The sequence below is a fragment of the Streptococcus hongkongensis genome, from assembly GCF_053206145.1.
The window spans coordinates 1-16,447 of sequence record NZ_JBRUGD010000016.1 but is presented as its reverse complement, the minus strand read 5'-3'; the positions used below and the strand labels follow the sequence as shown (position 1 = coordinate 16,447).

At 38.4% G+C, this 16,447-nt stretch carries 15 protein-coding genes and 1 pseudogene; 4 read left to right on the top strand and 12 right to left on the bottom strand.

Annotated elements, in window-relative coordinates; all coding sequences use genetic code 11:
- Window positions 1–276: 276 nt before the first annotated feature.
- Window positions 277–432, bottom strand: coding sequence for a hypothetical protein (locus ACVRZD_RS09350; protein WP_198777482.1), 156 nt, complete (start codon window positions 430–432; stop codon window positions 277–279).
- Window positions 433–626: 194 nt separating this feature from the next.
- Window positions 627–818, bottom strand: coding sequence for a hypothetical protein (locus ACVRZD_RS09345; RefSeq protein ID WP_037626668.1), 192 nt, complete (start codon window positions 816–818; stop codon window positions 627–629).
- 517 nt (window positions 819–1,335) lie between these two features.
- On the opposite strand from ACVRZD_RS09345, the gene ACVRZD_RS09340 reads away from it, so the two are divergent.
- From ACVRZD_RS09340 to ACVRZD_RS09325, 4 genes and pseudogenes are all read left to right on the top strand, one after another.
- Window positions 1,336–1,953 (top strand): hypothetical protein, encoded by a 618-nt coding sequence (locus ACVRZD_RS09340; protein ID WP_037626667.1) that lies wholly within the window; start codon window positions 1,336–1,338, stop codon window positions 1,951–1,953.
- A 325-nt stretch (window positions 1,954–2,278) separates the two neighbouring features.
- Window positions 2,279–2,899: a CHAP domain-containing protein gene (locus tag ACVRZD_RS09335; RefSeq protein WP_230588960.1), complete on the top strand. Its 621-nt coding sequence runs from the start codon at window positions 2,279–2,281 to the stop codon at window positions 2,897–2,899.
- A pseudogene (locus tag ACVRZD_RS09330) lies at window positions 2,899–2,964 on the top strand (hypothetical protein); the annotation flags it as partial. The gene ACVRZD_RS09335 and the pseudogene ACVRZD_RS09330, both read left to right, overlap by 1 nt.
- Before the next feature lie 51 nt (window positions 2,965–3,015).
- Window positions 3,016–3,387: a hypothetical protein gene (locus ACVRZD_RS09325; protein WP_230588959.1), complete on the top strand. Its 372-nt coding sequence runs from the start codon at window positions 3,016–3,018 to the stop codon at window positions 3,385–3,387.
- 45 nt (window positions 3,388–3,432) lie between these two features.
- Here ACVRZD_RS09325 and purH read toward each other — a convergent pair whose 3' ends face one another.
- The 10 genes from purH to ACVRZD_RS09275 all read right to left on the bottom strand — a co-directional run bounded on the left by purH (window position 3,433) and on the right by ACVRZD_RS09275 (window position 16,187).
- Window positions 3,433–4,977 carry a bifunctional phosphoribosylaminoimidazolecarboxamide formyltransferase/IMP cyclohydrolase gene (gene purH, locus ACVRZD_RS09320; protein WP_447450451.1) on the bottom strand — a complete coding sequence of 515 codons (1,545 nt, stop codon included), beginning with the start codon at window positions 4,975–4,977 and terminating at the stop codon, window positions 3,433–3,435.
- Between the two features lie 15 nt (window positions 4,978–4,992).
- Window positions 4,993–5,547, bottom strand: coding sequence for a phosphoribosylglycinamide formyltransferase (gene purN, locus ACVRZD_RS09315; protein ID WP_037626665.1), 555 nt, complete (start codon window positions 5,545–5,547; stop codon window positions 4,993–4,995).
- The gene (gene purM / locus ACVRZD_RS09310; RefSeq protein WP_198777483.1) at window positions 5,544–6,566 is read right to left on the bottom strand and encodes a phosphoribosylformylglycinamidine cyclo-ligase; all 1,023 of its coding nucleotides are present in this window, start codon (window positions 6,564–6,566) and stop codon (window positions 5,544–5,546) included. Before purM ends, purN begins: the two co-directional genes overlap by 4 nt.
- Window positions 6,567–6,648: 82 nt before the next feature.
- A complete protein-coding gene (gene purF, locus ACVRZD_RS09305; protein ID WP_037626662.1) occupies window positions 6,649–8,106 on the bottom strand; it encodes an amidophosphoribosyltransferase in 1,458 nt (485 codons plus the stop codon).
- A gap of 99 nt (window positions 8,107–8,205) precedes the next feature.
- Window positions 8,206–11,931 (bottom strand): phosphoribosylformylglycinamidine synthase, encoded by a 3,726-nt coding sequence (locus tag ACVRZD_RS09300; protein ID WP_447450450.1) that lies wholly within the window; start codon window positions 11,929–11,931, stop codon window positions 8,206–8,208.
- Window positions 11,932–11,999: 68 nt separating this feature from the next.
- Window positions 12,000–12,704, bottom strand: coding sequence for a phosphoribosylaminoimidazolesuccinocarboxamide synthase (purC, locus tag ACVRZD_RS09295; RefSeq protein ID WP_037626661.1), 705 nt, complete (start codon window positions 12,702–12,704; stop codon window positions 12,000–12,002).
- A 152-nt stretch (window positions 12,705–12,856) separates the two neighbouring features.
- Window positions 12,857–13,099: an acyl carrier protein gene (locus tag ACVRZD_RS09290; RefSeq protein WP_037626659.1), complete on the bottom strand. Its 243-nt coding sequence runs from the start codon at window positions 13,097–13,099 to the stop codon at window positions 12,857–12,859.
- Window positions 13,086–14,099 (bottom strand): phosphate acyltransferase PlsX, encoded by a 1,014-nt coding sequence (plsX, locus tag ACVRZD_RS09285; RefSeq protein WP_037626656.1) that lies wholly within the window; start codon window positions 14,097–14,099, stop codon window positions 13,086–13,088. The genes ACVRZD_RS09290 and plsX overlap by 14 nt, the downstream gene beginning before the upstream one ends.
- 146 nt (window positions 14,100–14,245) lie before the next feature.
- Complete coding sequence (gene recO / locus ACVRZD_RS09280) at window positions 14,246–15,019, bottom strand: DNA repair protein RecO (protein ID WP_447450449.1); 774 nt, start codon at window positions 15,017–15,019, stop codon at window positions 14,246–14,248.
- Window positions 15,009–16,187, bottom strand: a complete 1,179-nt coding sequence (locus tag ACVRZD_RS09275) for a pyridoxal phosphate-dependent aminotransferase (protein ID WP_037626655.1) — start codon at window positions 16,185–16,187, stop codon at window positions 15,009–15,011. The genes recO and ACVRZD_RS09275 overlap by 11 nt, the downstream gene beginning before the upstream one ends.
- Window positions 16,188–16,447: the final 260 nt, after the last annotated feature.

Here is a 16,447-nt window from a genome sequence, read left to right as displayed (position 1 = left end):
TTAATTTAAAAAGATATACGAAAATTAGCATATCTTTTTAATAACAATGATAGAGAAAGCTTACTTTGATTCTTTATGAGATTTTCGAATCCACAAGATATGATGACTAGAAAAAAATGAGACAAAATGCAAAGAGATTAATATGTACAGACTGATTTAACTTTAGTTCAAAAATGAACTGCTTAGCCATTTCCTATTACTATAAAACTGAATTTATAGTGCTCATAATAAAATCCAATAGTTAAGAAAAATACTGAATTTGCTACAATAGTGAATCTAGCAAATTTTTTGAGTTTCTATTGATTCTTTTATTTTAGTTGCAAATTTTCCTTTTACTACTTCTTCCATAGAATTGGCATTGTTATCCATAAAGGATTTTACATTCAAAATAACAATATTCTCTTGACTTTCAATATTGAGTTTATTAACCATACTTGTTAAAAGTTACGTACCAAAAAATTTATTTTTCTTGGTATGTAAGTCGCCTTAAAAATTTTAAGGGTGCTAATCAAACTACTCGCTGTTCTTCGACAAAAATACTAAAGATAGCATTCTTCTCACTTAATAGGTAGGTTGGAAACACAGGTTAAAAAAAGACATAGAATTGTGTTGTGTACCGGATCACCTCATTTTCTTTTTGAAATAATAAATTTATCAATGAATAATAATTGGAAAAAGAAAAGAGGAACTCCCCAAATACAACCATCTAATGAGATGGTGCTATGGGTTAAGTGATATAAGCCTTGATTACTACAAATAAAGGAAGTAATAAAAATAAATAAAATCCAGATAATATCTAATTTATTATATTTTTTCATTGTATTTTCTCCTCGTAAAATAAGTTTATGGGGATTTTTCAATCCCAAGTGTTAACAATGTTATAACTTGACTATTGCAAGGTTTTCCAGAATATTAGAGTCATGGAATGAACTCATAAATCAAAGCATCACAAAGTATTAGCCCGTAATTTTATTGAAATAATACAAAGTCGCTTTAAGAATTTTTTCGTAATATCTCCTTTCTCTACTTCTAACATAAGGCGACTTCTCCTACTGATCAAATCATATTTTGAAATTAAGTTTAAAAAAAGAACAAAATAAGTCCTCGCACACTTCACTAGTCAATTATGAACATTGATTGACTTTATCTAAACAGAATGTATTAAAAGATAACCCGTAAGCCATCTCAGATTATTTTTTTTTCGAATATCTTAGTAAGGAGGTGAAAAATTTATTTTATTCAAGTCAACTAACTAGAAAGGAAACGATTACCGGAATAACAAATGTGTTAGATTGTCTTGTGATATCAATAAACATCATAGAAAGGAAAAATATTATGAATAAATTAATCAAAAAAACCTCAGCACTGCTATTAGCAACAAGCTTATTAAACCTTGCATCGCCAGTGGCAACTGTCCTTGCAGAAGAAAATATCCCACAAACTATCGAACAGGTTAAAACTAATAAATCTGTCGTCATTTCTGACTCAGAAGGAAACATCATTCGACCAACTATCAATGAAGACCTAGTAAAGGCCGGACAGAAATTAGAGGCTTACTTTTATGTCCAAGAAGATGGATCAATCGGACTAAAAGGCAGTCCTAAAGAACTATCACAACTTCTTAATATCTCTGAAACTGATGCACAATTATATTTTGAAGCTGTTAAGGAACTACCTAATGTTTACCAGAAAGGTGCCGTTGGTATTCGCTTTAATTTAGGGCCACATGTTCGAGGTTTAAATGGTTGGGCCGCGGGTGCATTTGCCGCAGGGTATGCCGGGTGGCACCTGAAACAATTTGCTGTTAATCCAGCAACGGCAGGAGTTGTAGCTGTTATTTCTGGAGCTATTGCTGCTGTAGTTAAAGCAGCTGTGGAAAGTCATAAAACAACTACTCTAGCTGTGGTCTATATCCCAGGAGTGGAACTGGTTTATACCGTCAATGTGCCTTAAATAAGAACCTGACATTTTTGCTATTTACGGGGTTGAATCATTTTGTTATCCTAGAATAAATGATTCTTAGAATGGAGAGGTTATATATATGAAAATTACTTTAAAAAAGAAGATTTTTATTTTGGCTACACTTTTTACCATATTGCTGACTAGTACAAGTTGGTTTGGAGCAGAAAGATTCAGCTGGCCACTCTTTATTTCATATATTATTATCCTCTTTCTCCTACTCTTACCTTCTGAAGATTAGTCTCTATCATAAAATACTGTAAAAACCTGTCACTCGTGGCAGGTTTTTTTCGAATAACTTAGGTAAGGAGGTAAACTTATGAAAAAATTTCAAATACTTTTTGTTTTGGCTGTTTTTGTCAGTCAATTAGTTAACCCCTTCACACTAAGTACAAAAGCTGCTGTTTTCGGTGACAATTACCCAAGTCAGTGGCAGACGGGTTGGGGTCCCGACACTTGGGGCATGTACAAAAGGCAGTGTACATCCTTCGTCGCTTTTCGGCTAAGTTCGGCCAATGGTTTCACGTTGCCAGCAGGCTATCGTAATGCGGATTCATGGGGCCACATTGCCCGTAGTCAAGGCTACTCCGTTAACATGCAAGCGGCAGTTGGCGCTGTTGCCTGGTTTGACAAGGGTGTCAACTACTCTCATCAGGACTACGGACATGTGGCCTGGGTGGCAGAGGTCAATGATAATCAGGTGACCCTAGAAGAATACAATTACAATGCTGGCCAAGGGCCAGAGAAATACCACCGCAGAACGATTGCTATGGGAGCCGTCAGTGGCTATATTCATTTTAAGGACCTTGGGCAAAGTCACACTAGCCCAAGTCCTACCGTCACACTAGCCCAAGTCCTACCGCCACACCAGCCAACTTCCCACCAAGTGGTAGCTATCGCTTTACAGAACGCACCGCCGTTCGCCCTGAAGCTAAACTAAGTAGTCAAGCCTTAACTCATTATGAAAAAGGACAATCAGTCATCTATGACAGGGTACTGACTGCAGAGGGCTACCAATGGCTCTCCTATATTGGAGGAAGTGGCAACCGTCGTTATGTGGCTATTAAGAAATTAGCCAGTCCGGCAAAAGCAAAAGACCCTGAAACAAAATCAAGCCAGTTCAAGGTGGGTGATCAGGTTACTCTCCCTGGCGTTTTTAAAGTGAATCAGCATCATGGTTCTCTTATTTCCAGTGTCGACCTAGCCGGTGGCAGTCCAACAAGTCTCAACTGGATTGACCCAAATCCTGTAGATGAATCTAATCAACAAGGACAAAAGGCAGGTGACCAATTCCTTAATCCAGGGGAATACTTCATTATCCCCGGAAAATTCAAAATCTTACAAATTGATCAGAAAACAAATGGTATAAAAGTCCAAATTGGCTCACGCACTACCTGGGTAACCATGGCTAGAGCAAAGAAAGCATAAGAAAAAGACCAAGCCTCGGCTTGGTCTTTAGTCACCTATTTTCTATTAATGTCTAAAATGTCTCACGGCAGTGAAGACCATGGCGATGCCATGTTTGTTGGCAGCATCGATGGAGTCTTGGTCGCGGACTGAACCACCTGGTTGCACGATGACTTTGATACCTGCTGCGGCAATTTCTTCAATGTTGTCAGCGAATGGGAAGAAGGCATCACTAGCCAAGGCTGCCCCGTCAAGACGGTCTTTAGCTTGTTCAATGGCAATGCGTACTGAGGCTACACGGTTTGTTTGACCAGGACCAACGCCAAGGGTCATGTGGTCATTGGCAATCAAGATACCATTTGATTTGACATATTTAATAGCTTTCCAAGCAAAAATCAAAGCTTCTTTTTCTTGATCATTTGGTTGACGCTCAGTCACCACTTCCCAAGTCTCTGGATCTTCTTCCACAACATCTTGGTTTTGAACTAACATACCACCCACAACACCAGTGAATTCAGGTTCCACCTGGCTTGCCTCTTGAGCATCAAATGGCAATTCCAAGAGGCGTAGATTTTTCTTTTTATTAGTCAGAATAGCTAGCGCCTCATCAGAGAAACTTGGTGCAATGATAATTTCTAAGAAGACAGGATGCATCTTCTCAGCTGTCGCGGCATCAACTTCTCTGTTCAGAACAATGATACCACCAAAGATAGAAACAGAATCAGCCTCATAAGCATTATCCCAAGCTTCTTCAATGGTATCAGCTTGACCAATGCCACATGGATTCATGTGTTTTAGGGCAACAACTGTTGGACGGTCTTTGAAGTCACGGATAATACGGATTGCTGCATCAGCATCACGGATATTATTAAAGGACAATTCTTTGCCGTTCAATTGTTTAGCTGAAGCAATTGAGTAGTCAGTCGGAAGGGCACTTTGGTAGAAGTCTGCCTCTTGTTGCGGATTTTCACCATAACGCATAGACTGGTTTAAGTCATAAGTCAAAGTTAGTTTTTCAGGTTTTTCTTCACCAACTTGTGCTGTGAAGTACTCAGCAATCAAGGCATCATAAGCTGCTGTATGGCGGAAGACTTTAGCTGCTAACCGTTGACGGGTTGCATAGTCAGTTTCACCAACCTCTGTTAATTCTTTCAGTACTGGTTCGTAATCTGCTGGATCAACAATAACCGTTACACTAGCGTGGTTTTTGGCTGCTGAACGGAGCATTGATGGACCACCGATGTCAATGTTTTCGACTGCTTTGCTATAGGTCACATCGGGATAGATAATTGTCTCTTTAAATGGATAAAGATTTACGACCACTAAATCAATCAGTTCAATATTGTTTTCTTTGGCAGCTGTCAGGTGAGTGTCCAAGTCACGGCGAGCAAGGAGACCACCGTGGATGTTAGGATGAAGGGTTTTAACACGGCCATCCATCATTTCAGGGAAGCCAGTCACGTCATCAATGGCAATTGTTTCAAGACCTGCTTGGTCAAGAGCAGCCTTTGTGCCTCCTGTCGATATAATATCCCAACCTAAGTCTTTTAATGCTTGAGCAAATTCGACAATGCCCGCTTTATCTGAAACACTAATTAGTGCACGTTTCATTCTGTTCTCCTATATCTATTTTCTGTCAACACCTAAACTATCCAATACTTGGGGGTAGAGTTGGTATTCTGTTTCATGGATTCTGGCTTCAAATGTCTCAATGGTATCCTCTGCTAAACGAGGGACACGGACTTGTTTAATGACTTGTCCGCTATCCACGCCACTGTCAACCCAGTGAATGGTGACGCCTGATTGATCGACACCAGCTTCCCAAGCATCATCAATGCCGTTGGCACCAGGAAATTCTGGTAAATAGGCTGGGTGAATATTGATAATCCGACCTTCATATGCTTCTAGTAGGGTTGGACCAACAATTTTCATGTAGCCAGCTAAACAAACCAAGTCAATTTCATGCTCATTCAGCAAGGCCACGATAGCTTCTTCATAGGCAACTTTGCTTGCAAATTCCTTGAGTTCAAAGCTATAATGCGCCACGCCTAAGTTGTCCGCTCGTTCTAAAGCATAAGCCTGTCTCTTATCCGTAAATAGAAAGCTTACGGGAAACTGCTCTGCAATGACCTGAAAATTTGACCCATTCCCAGAAGCAAAAACTGCTAAACGTTTTGTCATTTGATGATAACACCTTTATCTTCTCTAGCAACGATACGTCCAATCTCATAAACGGGTTCATCCAAAAGTTCTTTGATACGGTCAACATTTTCAGGTTTGACAGCTATCATCAGACCAATCCCCATGTTAAAAATTTCGAACATTTCGTCATGCTTGATTTCTCCATATTTTTCAAGAGCTTTGAAAATAGGTAAAACTGGCACTTTGTCTTCTTCAATTTCAGCAGCCAAGTTATCAGCAAACATGCGTGGAACGTTTTCAATAAAGCTTCCACCAGTGATATGAGCTATCCCATTAACCAAGTTTTCCTTAACTAAGGGTAGTACTGCTTTAACGTAAATGCGAGTTGGTTCTAAGAGAACGTCTTTCAAGACCTTGCCTTCTAGTTCTGGTAAGACTTCTTCACCAGTGTAATCTTGGAAGACAGAACGCACAAGTGAATAGCCATTAGAATGGATCCCACTTGAAGCTAAGCCTAAGAGAACATCCCCTTCTGCCACTTTTGAGCCATCGATAATTTGTGATTTTTCAGCAACACCGACAGCAAAGCCAGCAAGGTCATAATCATCTTCATCATACATGCCTGGCATTTCAGCCGTTTCCCCACCAATAAGACCAGCGCCAGCTTGAACACAACCTTCAGCGACACCAGCAACAACTTGTTCAAGTTTAGCTGGTTCATTTTTACCAGTCACAATATAGTCAAGAAAGTAAAGTGGTTCTGCACCAGCAGCAATGATATCATTAACACACATAGCTACACAGTCTTGACCAATTGTATCATGCTTATCATATTTGATGGCAAGCATAAGTTTTGTTCCAACACCATCAGTTCCGGAGATAAGGACTGGTTCTTTAACCCCAGTTTGGCTAAGATCAAACATGCCACCAAAGCCACCAAGAGTACCCATCACACCTGCACGTTCTGTACGGGCAACATGTTTTTTGATCCGTTCAACAACTTCATAACCTGCTTCAACGTCAACACCTGATTTTGCATAAGCATTTTTAGTCATAATAATAGATTTTGAAGGTCTAATAATTAGCAGTACTGCCTCAAATTAGACTTTCTTTTCCTTTCATTTCTTGGAAATAGCTAAGCTATTTGGCAACATTATCAATATGGAAACTAACTTTTTCTTCTAAACTCTTGAGATAAGCTTCTTCATAATCATAAAGTGGCGTTGGGTAGTTACCATCAAAGTAAGCAACACAGAGTCCACCATTTGGAGCATCTGTCTCCAAGCCAATAGCATCAATCATCCCATCAAGTGAGAGATAAGTCAGTGAGTCCGCACCAATTATTTGACGGACTTCTTCTACATCATGATTGGCTGAAATCAATTCTCGACGCGTCTGGATATCAATCCCATAGAAACATGGGTATTTGAGTTCTGGACTACCAATTGCCACGTGAACTTCAGTCGCTCCTGCTTCACGAAGCAGATTAACAATTCTTCGTGATGTTGTTCCTCGAACAATAGAGTCATCAATCATGACCACGCGCTTACCTTTAACAACGCCTGAAACAGCTGATAATTTCATTCGGACACCCTGTTCACGCAATTCTTGTGTTGGTTGAATGAAGGTTCTTTGAGTATATTGATTTTTAACCAAGCCCATTTCATTTGGTAAACCTGATTCTTCGGCGAAGCCCATAGCTGCGGAAAGTGATGAGTTAGGAACACCAATAACAATATCAGCTTCATGTTTAAATTCTTGAGCTAGACGACGACCCATATTTTTACGAGCTGTATGGACATTAACACCGTAGATTGTTGAGTCAGGTCTTGCAAAATAGACATATTCCATTGAACAAATAGCTAATTGTGTATCTTTTGTGTAATAATCAACTGTAATACCAGAGTCATCAATGATAATTAATTCACCAGGCATAACATCGCGTACCCACTTAGCCCCAATAACTTCAAAGGCGCAGGTCTCGCTTGATACCACCCAGGATCCATTTGGTAATTGCCCAATGGACAGTGGGCGAAAGCCATTTGGATCCAAAGCAGCAATTAATTTGTCGTCAGTCATTAAAAGATAGGCGAAGCCACCTTTAACAGTGTTTAGAGCCTCTTTAACCTTGCCCATAAAATCTGAGTGATGACTGCGTCTGATTAAATGCATGAGAATTTCTGTATCAGAGGACGCATTAAAGATAGCTCCTTCTCGTTCCAACTCTTTTTTAAGAGAGAGTGCATTGGTTAAATTCCCATTATGACAAAGACTGAATTGCTCATCTGTAAAATTGTATAAAAAAGGTTGAATATTATTAATAGATGCTGTTCCTGCAGTGGCATAACGGACATGCCCAATAGCTGCATGACCTGTTAATTTGTCTAGGTCAGCTTGATTACTAAAAACTTCTGATAATAGCCCTGTATCACGATGTTGAATTAAATGACCACTGTCATTGGAAACAATACCAGCTCCTTCTTGACCACGATGTTGTAAGCTATGAAGACCAAAATAGGTTACTTGAGCTGCATGAGGATGCCCCCAAATCCCAAATACACCACACTCTTCATTAAGAGATTTTTCTTCGTATGTCATGATTACCTCGTTATAAGACCTAAAGAGTGCCTGTCTCAAATGAATTATTCTTTGGGACAGCACTCTGGTCATCTTGTCTTGGACCTGAAGCCCATTTTATTATTTACCTGTAAAATATTGAACGGCTGATGCAAATAAGAATTGATCTTTTTGACCAGGAATATTTTGGAAGAGACCATCTTCATAACGTTCTGAATGTCCCATTTTACCAATTATTTGTCCATTCTTACTTGTAATACCTTCAATGGCATTTACTGAGCCATTTGGATTATAGTTGGAATCCATGCTTGGTTGGCCTTGGAAGTCAACATATTGACTGAAGATTTGACCATTGTCACGAAGTTCTTTAAATTCTTCCTCAGTCACAACAAATTTACCTTCACCATGTGAGACTGGAATGGCATGAATGTCACCAACCTTAACCCCACTTAACCAAGGTGAGTTTGTATTAGCAATACGTGTTTCTACCATTTTAGCAACGTGTTGGTTAGCATCGTTATAGAAAAGAGTAGGGCTTGATTCATTAGCACTGTCAAAATTACCATATGGTAGTAAACCTGATTTAACCAATGCCTGGAAACCATTACAGATACCAATCATCAGGCCACCTTTAGCAATAAAGGCATCAATAGCTTTACGAACTTTGGCATTCAAGAGAATGTTAACAATAAATTTAGCAGAGCCATCTGGTTCATCAGCTGCTGAGAAGCCTCCAGCAAAGAAGACAATATTAGCTTCTTCAATATTTGCGACCATTATTTCAACTGACTCAGCAATTGCTTCTTCGTTTAAGGTCACAAATGGTACTAAATTAACTCTAGCCCCTTCTTTTTCAAAGGCTTTAGCTGAGTCATACTCTGAGTTGGTACCTGGGAATACTGGGATGTAAACTAATGGTTGATCAATTCTTTCTGTTCTGGTGATAATTGCAGAGCTGTTGACAGCTGGTACTTCCGCAAGGCTTGAAGCTTGTTCAAATTCTGTCGGATAAATGCTTGCAAGTGTGCCTTCAAATGCACTTTGGAGCTTAGCACCTGTTAGTTCTTGTCCATTAATGGCTAAGCTAAAGTTAGTAGTAGTTTGACCAATTTTTTCTGCGCCAGCAATGTCGTCGCTAGACGTGAAGATAAAGCCACCAAGCTGCGCATTAAGTCCTGAGGTAAGATCTGACAAAGTAACGTCTGCACCAATCTGGTTACCGAATGTCATGAGAGCTAGGCTTTCAATTGGGCCACCGTACTTAACAGCTGAAGCTGCAGTTATTGTATGTTGCTCTTGGATGGCTTTGAATTTAGTAAAGTTAGCTTTGATCAGGTCAAAGTCAATTTCTTGTGAGATAGCTTGACCTGGTATGTAGTAAATGTTTTGGCCAGCAGCTTTAAACTCAGGTGACAAAACATTTGCGACTGTGGCTGTGGTTGCACCAAAGGCTACGAGAGTTGGTGGAACAGTCAATTCTTCAAAAGTCCCAGACATAGAGTCTTTACCACCAATTGATGGCAAACCAAGTTGGATTTGGGCTTCAATAGATCCAAGTAAGGCTGCGACTGGTTGACCGAAGTTCTCCGCAATCTTGTCCATTCTTTGGAAATACTCTTGATATGAGAAACGCGCCTTATCCCACTCGGCACCTGATGCTACTAAACGGGCTGTTGCTTCAATCACAGCATAGGCTGCACCATGATAAGGAGACCATTCGGCAATAGCAGGGTTATAGCCTTGGGCAATAGCTGACGCTGTTTGCGTCACTCCATTTTGAACAGGGAGTTTTTGTACTGAACTTTCAGTCGGTGTCATCTGGTAGCGACCGCCTAGAGGATGATTAACTGTTGAACGACCCACCGAACTGTCAAAAATAGTTTGAAGTCCTTTTTGTGAACTATGATTAAGTTCAGCCAGTAAAGCAAGTGTGTCTGCTTCTAAGTTGGCTTCTGAGGTTTGACGCTGCTCAGGAATAACAGTTTCTTTATCAACAACCTTGGCATCAACGACCACGCGCACTCCATTGGTATCTAAGAAAGAGCGTTCAATATCAACAATTGTTTCCCCATTCCAAGTCATTACCAAGTTTGGTTTTTCAGTGACAATAGCCACAATTAAGGCATCAATATTTTCTTTACGACACTCATCAATAAAGAGATCTGCATCTTCAGGACCAACAACAACTGACATCCGTTCTTGAGATTCTGAAATAGCAATCTCTGTTCCATTTAACCCTTGATATTTCAATGGAACTTTATCTAAATCAATTTCTAGACCATCTGCTAATTCACCGATGGCAACACAGACACCTCCAGCACCAAAGTCATTTGATTTTTTGATTAAACGCGTCACTTGGCTATTGCGGAAGAGACGTTGAATCTTACGTTCTTCAATTGCATTCCCTTTTTGCACTTCGGCACCAGCTGTCTCAACTGATTCAACAGTTTGCACTTTTGATGAACCTGTAGCACCACCAACACCATCACGGCCCGTTTTGCCACCTAAGAGGATAACCACATCGCCAGCTTCTGGTTTTTCACGAACAACATTTTCCTTAGGAGCAGCCCCTACAACAGCCCCAAGTTCCATCCGTTTGGCAACAAAGCCTGGGTGGAAGTATTCTTTAACATAAGTTGTTGCTAGTCCAATTTGATTACCATATGAAGAATAGCCGTGCGCCGCAGTTTTAGAAATAACTTGTTGTGGTAATTTACCCTTACGAGTTTCCGCAATCGGCATAGTAATGTCGCCTGCACCTGAAATACGCATAGCTTGATAAACATAGGAGCGACCAGATAATGGGTCACGAATAGCCCCTCCGATACAAGTCGCTGCACCACCGAAAGGTTCAATTTCTGTTGGGTGATTATGTGTTTCATTTTTGAACATCAAGAGCCATGGCTCTTTAACACCATTGACATCGACTTCAATCTCAACAGAACAGGCATTGATTTCATCTGAAACTTCCATATCATCAAGGCGACCATTAGCACGTTCATAACGTCCAAAGATAGTTGCCATATCCATTAAGGTTTCAGGTTTTTCTGATCGTCCCAATTCTTGACGCATTTGGATATACTTATCGTAAGTTGCTTGTAATTGGTTTTGGAATTTAGATTCTGAAAAATCAATAGCCTTTAATTCCGTTTCAAAAGTCGTGTGACGACAATGGTCAGACCAGTAAGTGTCTAAAACTTTCAGTTCAGTCTCACTTGGCACACGCCCAATTGTTTTATAGTAATCTTGGATGAACAGTAAATCATCAACTTCCATAGCAAGGCCAGCTTCTGATTTGTAAGCTTTAAAATCTTCAGCAGTATAAGTTGTAAAAAAATCAAGATTTGGAATAGTTTTATCAGATTCAGAAAAATCATGCTTAGCAATTGCTTGATTAATATCTTTAAATCTTGAATCAACGGGATTAAGTAGATAATTTTTAAGAGCTGCTAATTCTGACTCATTCATATCTTTATTAACAAGATAGAGTTGAGCCGTATTAACTATTACTTTACTTGAACTTCCTAATAACAGAATTGCTTCTTGAGAACTCGCTGCTCGTTGGTCAAATTGACCAGGCAAAGATTCAATAGCAAAATAGGCATAGTTATCTAAGTCAGTTAAGAGAACCGCTTCATCTAAAAGGTTATCTGTTACTTGTTCTGAAAAAATATGTTTTTCAGCCTTTTCAATTAAATTCTCATCAATTGCAAATACATCATAAACTTGGATGATGCGAAGAGTTTTTAAAGTTTGTAATTGCAGATTATGATTTAATTCTTTCACAAGTGACTCTGCCTTTACCTGAAAATCTTCTTTTTTCTCTACAAAAATACGTTTGTCCATTTTATCTCCAATCCAAGTAGTCCTACACCCTGTAGTAACTAGTTAGCATAATCTATCAGCTGATCTTCTTAGTTTAGTGCTTTTAGTTTGTCATAAACGACTTGATAAACATCAGTTAGACTACCAAGGTTTCTTCTAAACACATCTTTGTCCATATGATTCCCTTGAGAATCCCATAAGCGGCAATTATCCGGTGAAAACTCATCGGCCAAAATAATTTTGCCGTCCTTGTCAAAACCAAACTCAAGCTTAAAGTCAATCAATTTTAAATCAATAGCATTAAACCATTTTGTTAATAGTTCATTAATGTGACGTGTTTCTTCTTTTATATAAGAAATTTGCTCAGCAGTTACAATATCTAAGAGCTTAACATGGTCATCATTCATAAAAGGATCATCTAGCTCATCATTTTTATAGTAGAATTCGATAATTGGATTTGCTAGCGAGGAACCTTCCTTAATACCGAAACGTTTTGAAAAAGAACCAGCAGCCGTATTACGTAAAACAACCTCTAAAGGAATAATGGTTACCTTCTTATTTAATTGCTCCGTTTCTGAAATTTGCTTGATAAAATGCGTTGCAATTCCTGCCTCGTTTAAACGAGTAAAAATAAGAGAAGATATCTTATTATTTAAAACACCTTTTCCTTGGATAGTTTCTTTACGAGCTCCATTTAACATGGTTGCTTGATCCTTATACACAGACTTTATAATATTTTTATCCTCAGTCGAGTAGATATCTTTTGCTTTACCTGTATAAATTAGTTCTTTCATTCTTTATCATTCGCCTTTCTGTGTCTTTTTAATAAAGAATAACATATATCAATGATATATTCAATAAAATATTAACTATACTTTAAATTGTTTTTATAATGTTCGTATTTTAAACAACGCAAAAAGAGGAGCTTTTGCTCCTCTTTTTGTGTCTAGTTTAATTGATTTGAAAGATAAGTAATCATATCACCAACAGTTTTCATATCTTCAGCATCTTCATCTGGGATACTGATGTTGAAATCTTCTTCAACATTAATAATAAATTCTGTTAATTTGATTGAATCAGCATCTAAATCTTTTTCAAAATTAGTTGTTTCATTTATTTCAGGTAATTCGTTAGTTTCAATTTCTTGAATGATTCTTGTTAATCTCTCTAAAATATCATTTCTCGTCATCAGTTTGTATCTCCTTAGCAAATTCCTTAACTAATTGCCCAACAACATCTGTCTCCAGCATAGTGCGGATTTGTTTAATCGTATAAAAAATTGATTTAGCATCACTAGAGCCATGTGATTTTACCACTGGTGCTTTTAAACCAAAAAGTACGGCACCACCAGCACCAGAATAATCTAAGGAATTCTTCATATCTTTTAGACTATCTTTTAGCAGTAAAGCACCTAGCTTAGCTTTAAAACCGCCTGATTTAATTGATGCTTTCAGTTGGGACATAATGCCAATTGCTGTCCCTTCAATTGATTTCAAAACAGCGTTTCCCGTGAAACCATCAGCAACCAAAACATCACAAACACCTGACATTAAATCACGTGCTTCAACGTTGCCAATAAAATTAATATCTTTTTCATCTGTTAATAGAGCAAAAGTTTCTTTACGTAGCGTATCACCTTTCGTCTCTTCTGTTCCATTATTAAGAAGGCCGACACGAGGGTTCTTAAGGCCACGCACATTTTTTGCATAAAAAGACCCTAAGATGGCAAATTGGTGGAGGTGGGCAGCTATATTTTCAGCATTAGCACCAAGGTCCAACATATCAAATCCAACTTGATTGGTGGTTGGTAAAGTTGATAGCAGTCCTGGACGATCGACACCCTTAATTCTTCCTACCACAAACAAACCAGCTGCTAACAGTGCGCCTGTATTACCAGCCGAAAGAACAGCATCAGCCTCCCCATCTTTAACAGCACGAGCTGCTAATACCATAGAGGCATTTTTCTTACGTCTAATGGCCTTAGCTGGCTCATCATCAGAATTAATTTTTTCATCCGTATGGAAAATAGACACTCGGTCAGACTCTTTTAAATACTCTTTAATCTTTGTTTGATCACCATAAAGTTGAACTTCAATATCAGAAAAAGCTTCAATAGCTTGATTGACACCTTCTATAATTGCCTTAGGCGCATTATCGCCACCCATAGCATCAACTGCAATTCTTTTCATCCTTGCTCCTTTTACCATATCATATTAAGATAAAACAATGTAATTATTATAGCACAATCTATAGGACTTTAACACCATCTAGACTAAGAGGGAATTGCTGCGCAGCTCCACCAAAAGAGAGCCTAGCATATGCTAAACTCCCAAAATTAATTATCCTCTGAGCTGGGCTTCATAATTTGTCCCCATGTGGACAAGTCGTCAATAAATTTTTTACTCTTCAGATGAATACCAACGTAATCGTCATACAATTCATCAATAAAGGAACGCAGTTTTGCCTTCATTTCCGGTTTTAAAGAAATAACTTTCAAGTCATCAAAGTGAATAGCTTGAAATTGATCCATGAGATAGATTACATTGGGATCCAAATGATTTCTGTGCACATCTTCCTGATAGTGCTGTGGACAAAGTACTCCAGAATATTTATGCGAAAAATCAAAGGGAAGTCCCGTCCGGTGACAAAAGACACAATCATGAAAATTTAATCTGACGCCAAAACGATCCAAGATTTGAACTTCAAAGATATTAGTCATGACTTCATAATCTAAACCCTCTTCCATTAAATCTAAAGTCTTTTTTAGAAAAGCAAAAAGTTGCGCATCAATTTCACTATCTTTTATGGCCGCATCAGCTAAAGCCGTTATATAACTGGCATAGGATAAGGTGAAAATATCCTGATTAATTTTTTTATAAGTTTCAACGTGATTATAATCTTCTATATAAGATAGACCGCTCTCGTTTAACTTTAAGATGAAATCTGCAGCTGTTAGGGGTTGAATGACTGAACTTAACTTGGATTTACCGGCATGCTTAACAAAAAACATCCGTTTCCCAGCTTGCTCCGTGAAAATTTTGACTAACTTATCATCTTCGCGAAAGTTCTTATTATAAAGAACAATACCTTGTGATTGACTAGTTTCCATAATGTGTCATAAAGTTTTTCAAACGAATCATGGCTGATTCAATGGTTATCATACTTGCTGCGTATGATAAACGGACATACCCTTCTCCAAATGGACCAAAAGCAATCCCTGGAATAATAGCAAGTGCTTCTTTTCTTGCTAAATCCTGGCAGAATTTAAAGGAATCATTTTCCCCGAACTCTTCTGGAATCTTGGCAAAGATATAAAATGTCCCATCAGGTTTAATCATTGAAAAGCCCATTTCAGTCATTTTCTCAATTATATAATCACGCCGATTGATGTATTGTTCTTTCATTGGTTGCGTGTCATTTTTACCAACAGTCAATGCTTCAATACCAGCATATTGTGCCATAGTTGTAGCTGCAGTTACCATATACTGGTGACTCTTAATAAGCTGTCCAGCAATAGTCTCATGTGTAAAGATGAAACCAATCCGCCAGCCTGTCATAGCATGAGACTTAGATAAGCCATTGACTAAGATAGTTTGCTCAGGGATAAACTCAGCAATAGAAACATGATTTTGATCAGTATAATTTAATTCAGAATAAACCTCATCACTAACCACAAAAACATTATATTTTGCCAAAACGTCAGCAAATGACTTAATCTCTTCCCTTGAATAAGTGACCCCAGTGGGATTAGTTGGATAATTAAGCAAGACTGCTTTTACTTTCTCTCCTTGGGCAATAAGGGCCTCCTCTAAAACCTCAGGAGTAAGTACAAAGTTATTTGGAGTGGTATCAATTTCGACAATCTTAGCTCCCGCCAGAGTCACAATAGGATCGTACCCGGGGTAGGCTGGCGCAGGAAGTAAAACAATGTCATCCTCTTCTAAAATAGCCATCAGAGAAGCTGATAAGGCCTCTGTTGCCCCAATAGTTACCATAACCTCTGTCTCAGGGTTATAATTCAAATTATATTTAATCTTAACAAAATCAGCAGCTGCTTGTCGTAGGGCAAGCAGTCCACTCATTCCTGTATAGTGCGATTGATTGTCATCTATAGCTTTCTTAGCTGCTTCTTTGACATGGTCAGGCGTACTAAAATCTGGCTCGCCCAAAGTTAATTTTAAAATACCTGGTACATCAGAAATGGATTGATCAAATTGACGAATCAATGAAATTTCAATCTTATCTAAATTCTTATTAAAACGATTACGTAAATCCATATGGGACCTCCCACAAAATAATACTACCATTATACACAAAATTCTGATAATTTTATAGTTCTTCACATTAATTTCGCAAAAAAAGAGTAGTCACTATGACTACTGAAAGTTCTAAAATGAAGTTGGCCACTTAAAGGGTATCAAAAAACATCTCAGAGAGATATAATTGTAATCTACCACAACAACAATTGGAAGGTCTCTGAGATGCAAAACTATTATACACCAAAAGGTAAACAGTTAACACTAACTGATCGTAGAAA

Excerpts from the sequence above, each read along its gene's own strand:
- ACVRZD_RS09350 (WP_198777482.1), bottom strand. The coding sequence starts at position 432 with ATGGTTAATAAACTCAATATTGAAAGTCAAGAGAATATTGTTATTTTG.
- ACVRZD_RS09345 (WP_037626668.1), bottom strand. The coding sequence starts at position 818 with ATGAAAAAATATAATAAATTAGATATTATCTGGATTTTATTTATTTTT.
- ACVRZD_RS09340 (WP_037626667.1), top strand. The coding sequence starts at position 1,336 with ATGAATAAATTAATCAAAAAAACCTCAGCACTGCTATTAGCAACAAGC.
- ACVRZD_RS09335 (WP_230588960.1), top strand. The coding sequence starts at position 2,279 with ATGAAAAAATTTCAAATACTTTTTGTTTTGGCTGTTTTTGTCAGTCAA.
- purH (WP_447450451.1), bottom strand. The coding sequence starts at position 4,977 with ATGAAACGTGCACTAATTAGTGTTTCAGATAAAGCGGGCATTGTCGAA.
- purN (WP_037626665.1), bottom strand. The coding sequence starts at position 5,547 with ATGACAAAACGTTTAGCAGTTTTTGCTTCTGGGAATGGGTCAAATTTT.
- purF (WP_037626662.1), bottom strand. The coding sequence starts at position 8,106 with ATGACATACGAAGAAAAATCTCTTAATGAAGAGTGTGGTGTATTTGGG.
- ACVRZD_RS09300 (WP_447450450.1), bottom strand. The coding sequence starts at position 11,931 with ATGGACAAACGTATTTTTGTAGAGAAAAAAGAAGATTTTCAGGTAAAG.
- purC (WP_037626661.1), bottom strand. The coding sequence starts at position 12,704 with ATGAAAGAACTAATTTATACAGGTAAAGCAAAAGATATCTACTCGACT.
- ACVRZD_RS09290 (WP_037626659.1), bottom strand. The coding sequence starts at position 13,099 with ATGACGAGAAATGATATTTTAGAGAGATTAACAAGAATCATTCAAGAA.
- plsX (WP_037626656.1), bottom strand. The coding sequence starts at position 14,099 with ATGAAAAGAATTGCAGTTGATGCTATGGGTGGCGATAATGCGCCTAAG.
- recO (WP_447450449.1), bottom strand. The coding sequence starts at position 15,019 with ATGGAAACTAGTCAATCACAAGGTATTGTTCTTTATAATAAGAACTTT.
- ACVRZD_RS09275 (WP_037626655.1), bottom strand. The coding sequence starts at position 16,187 with ATGGATTTACGTAATCGTTTTAATAAGAATTTAGATAAGATTGAAATT.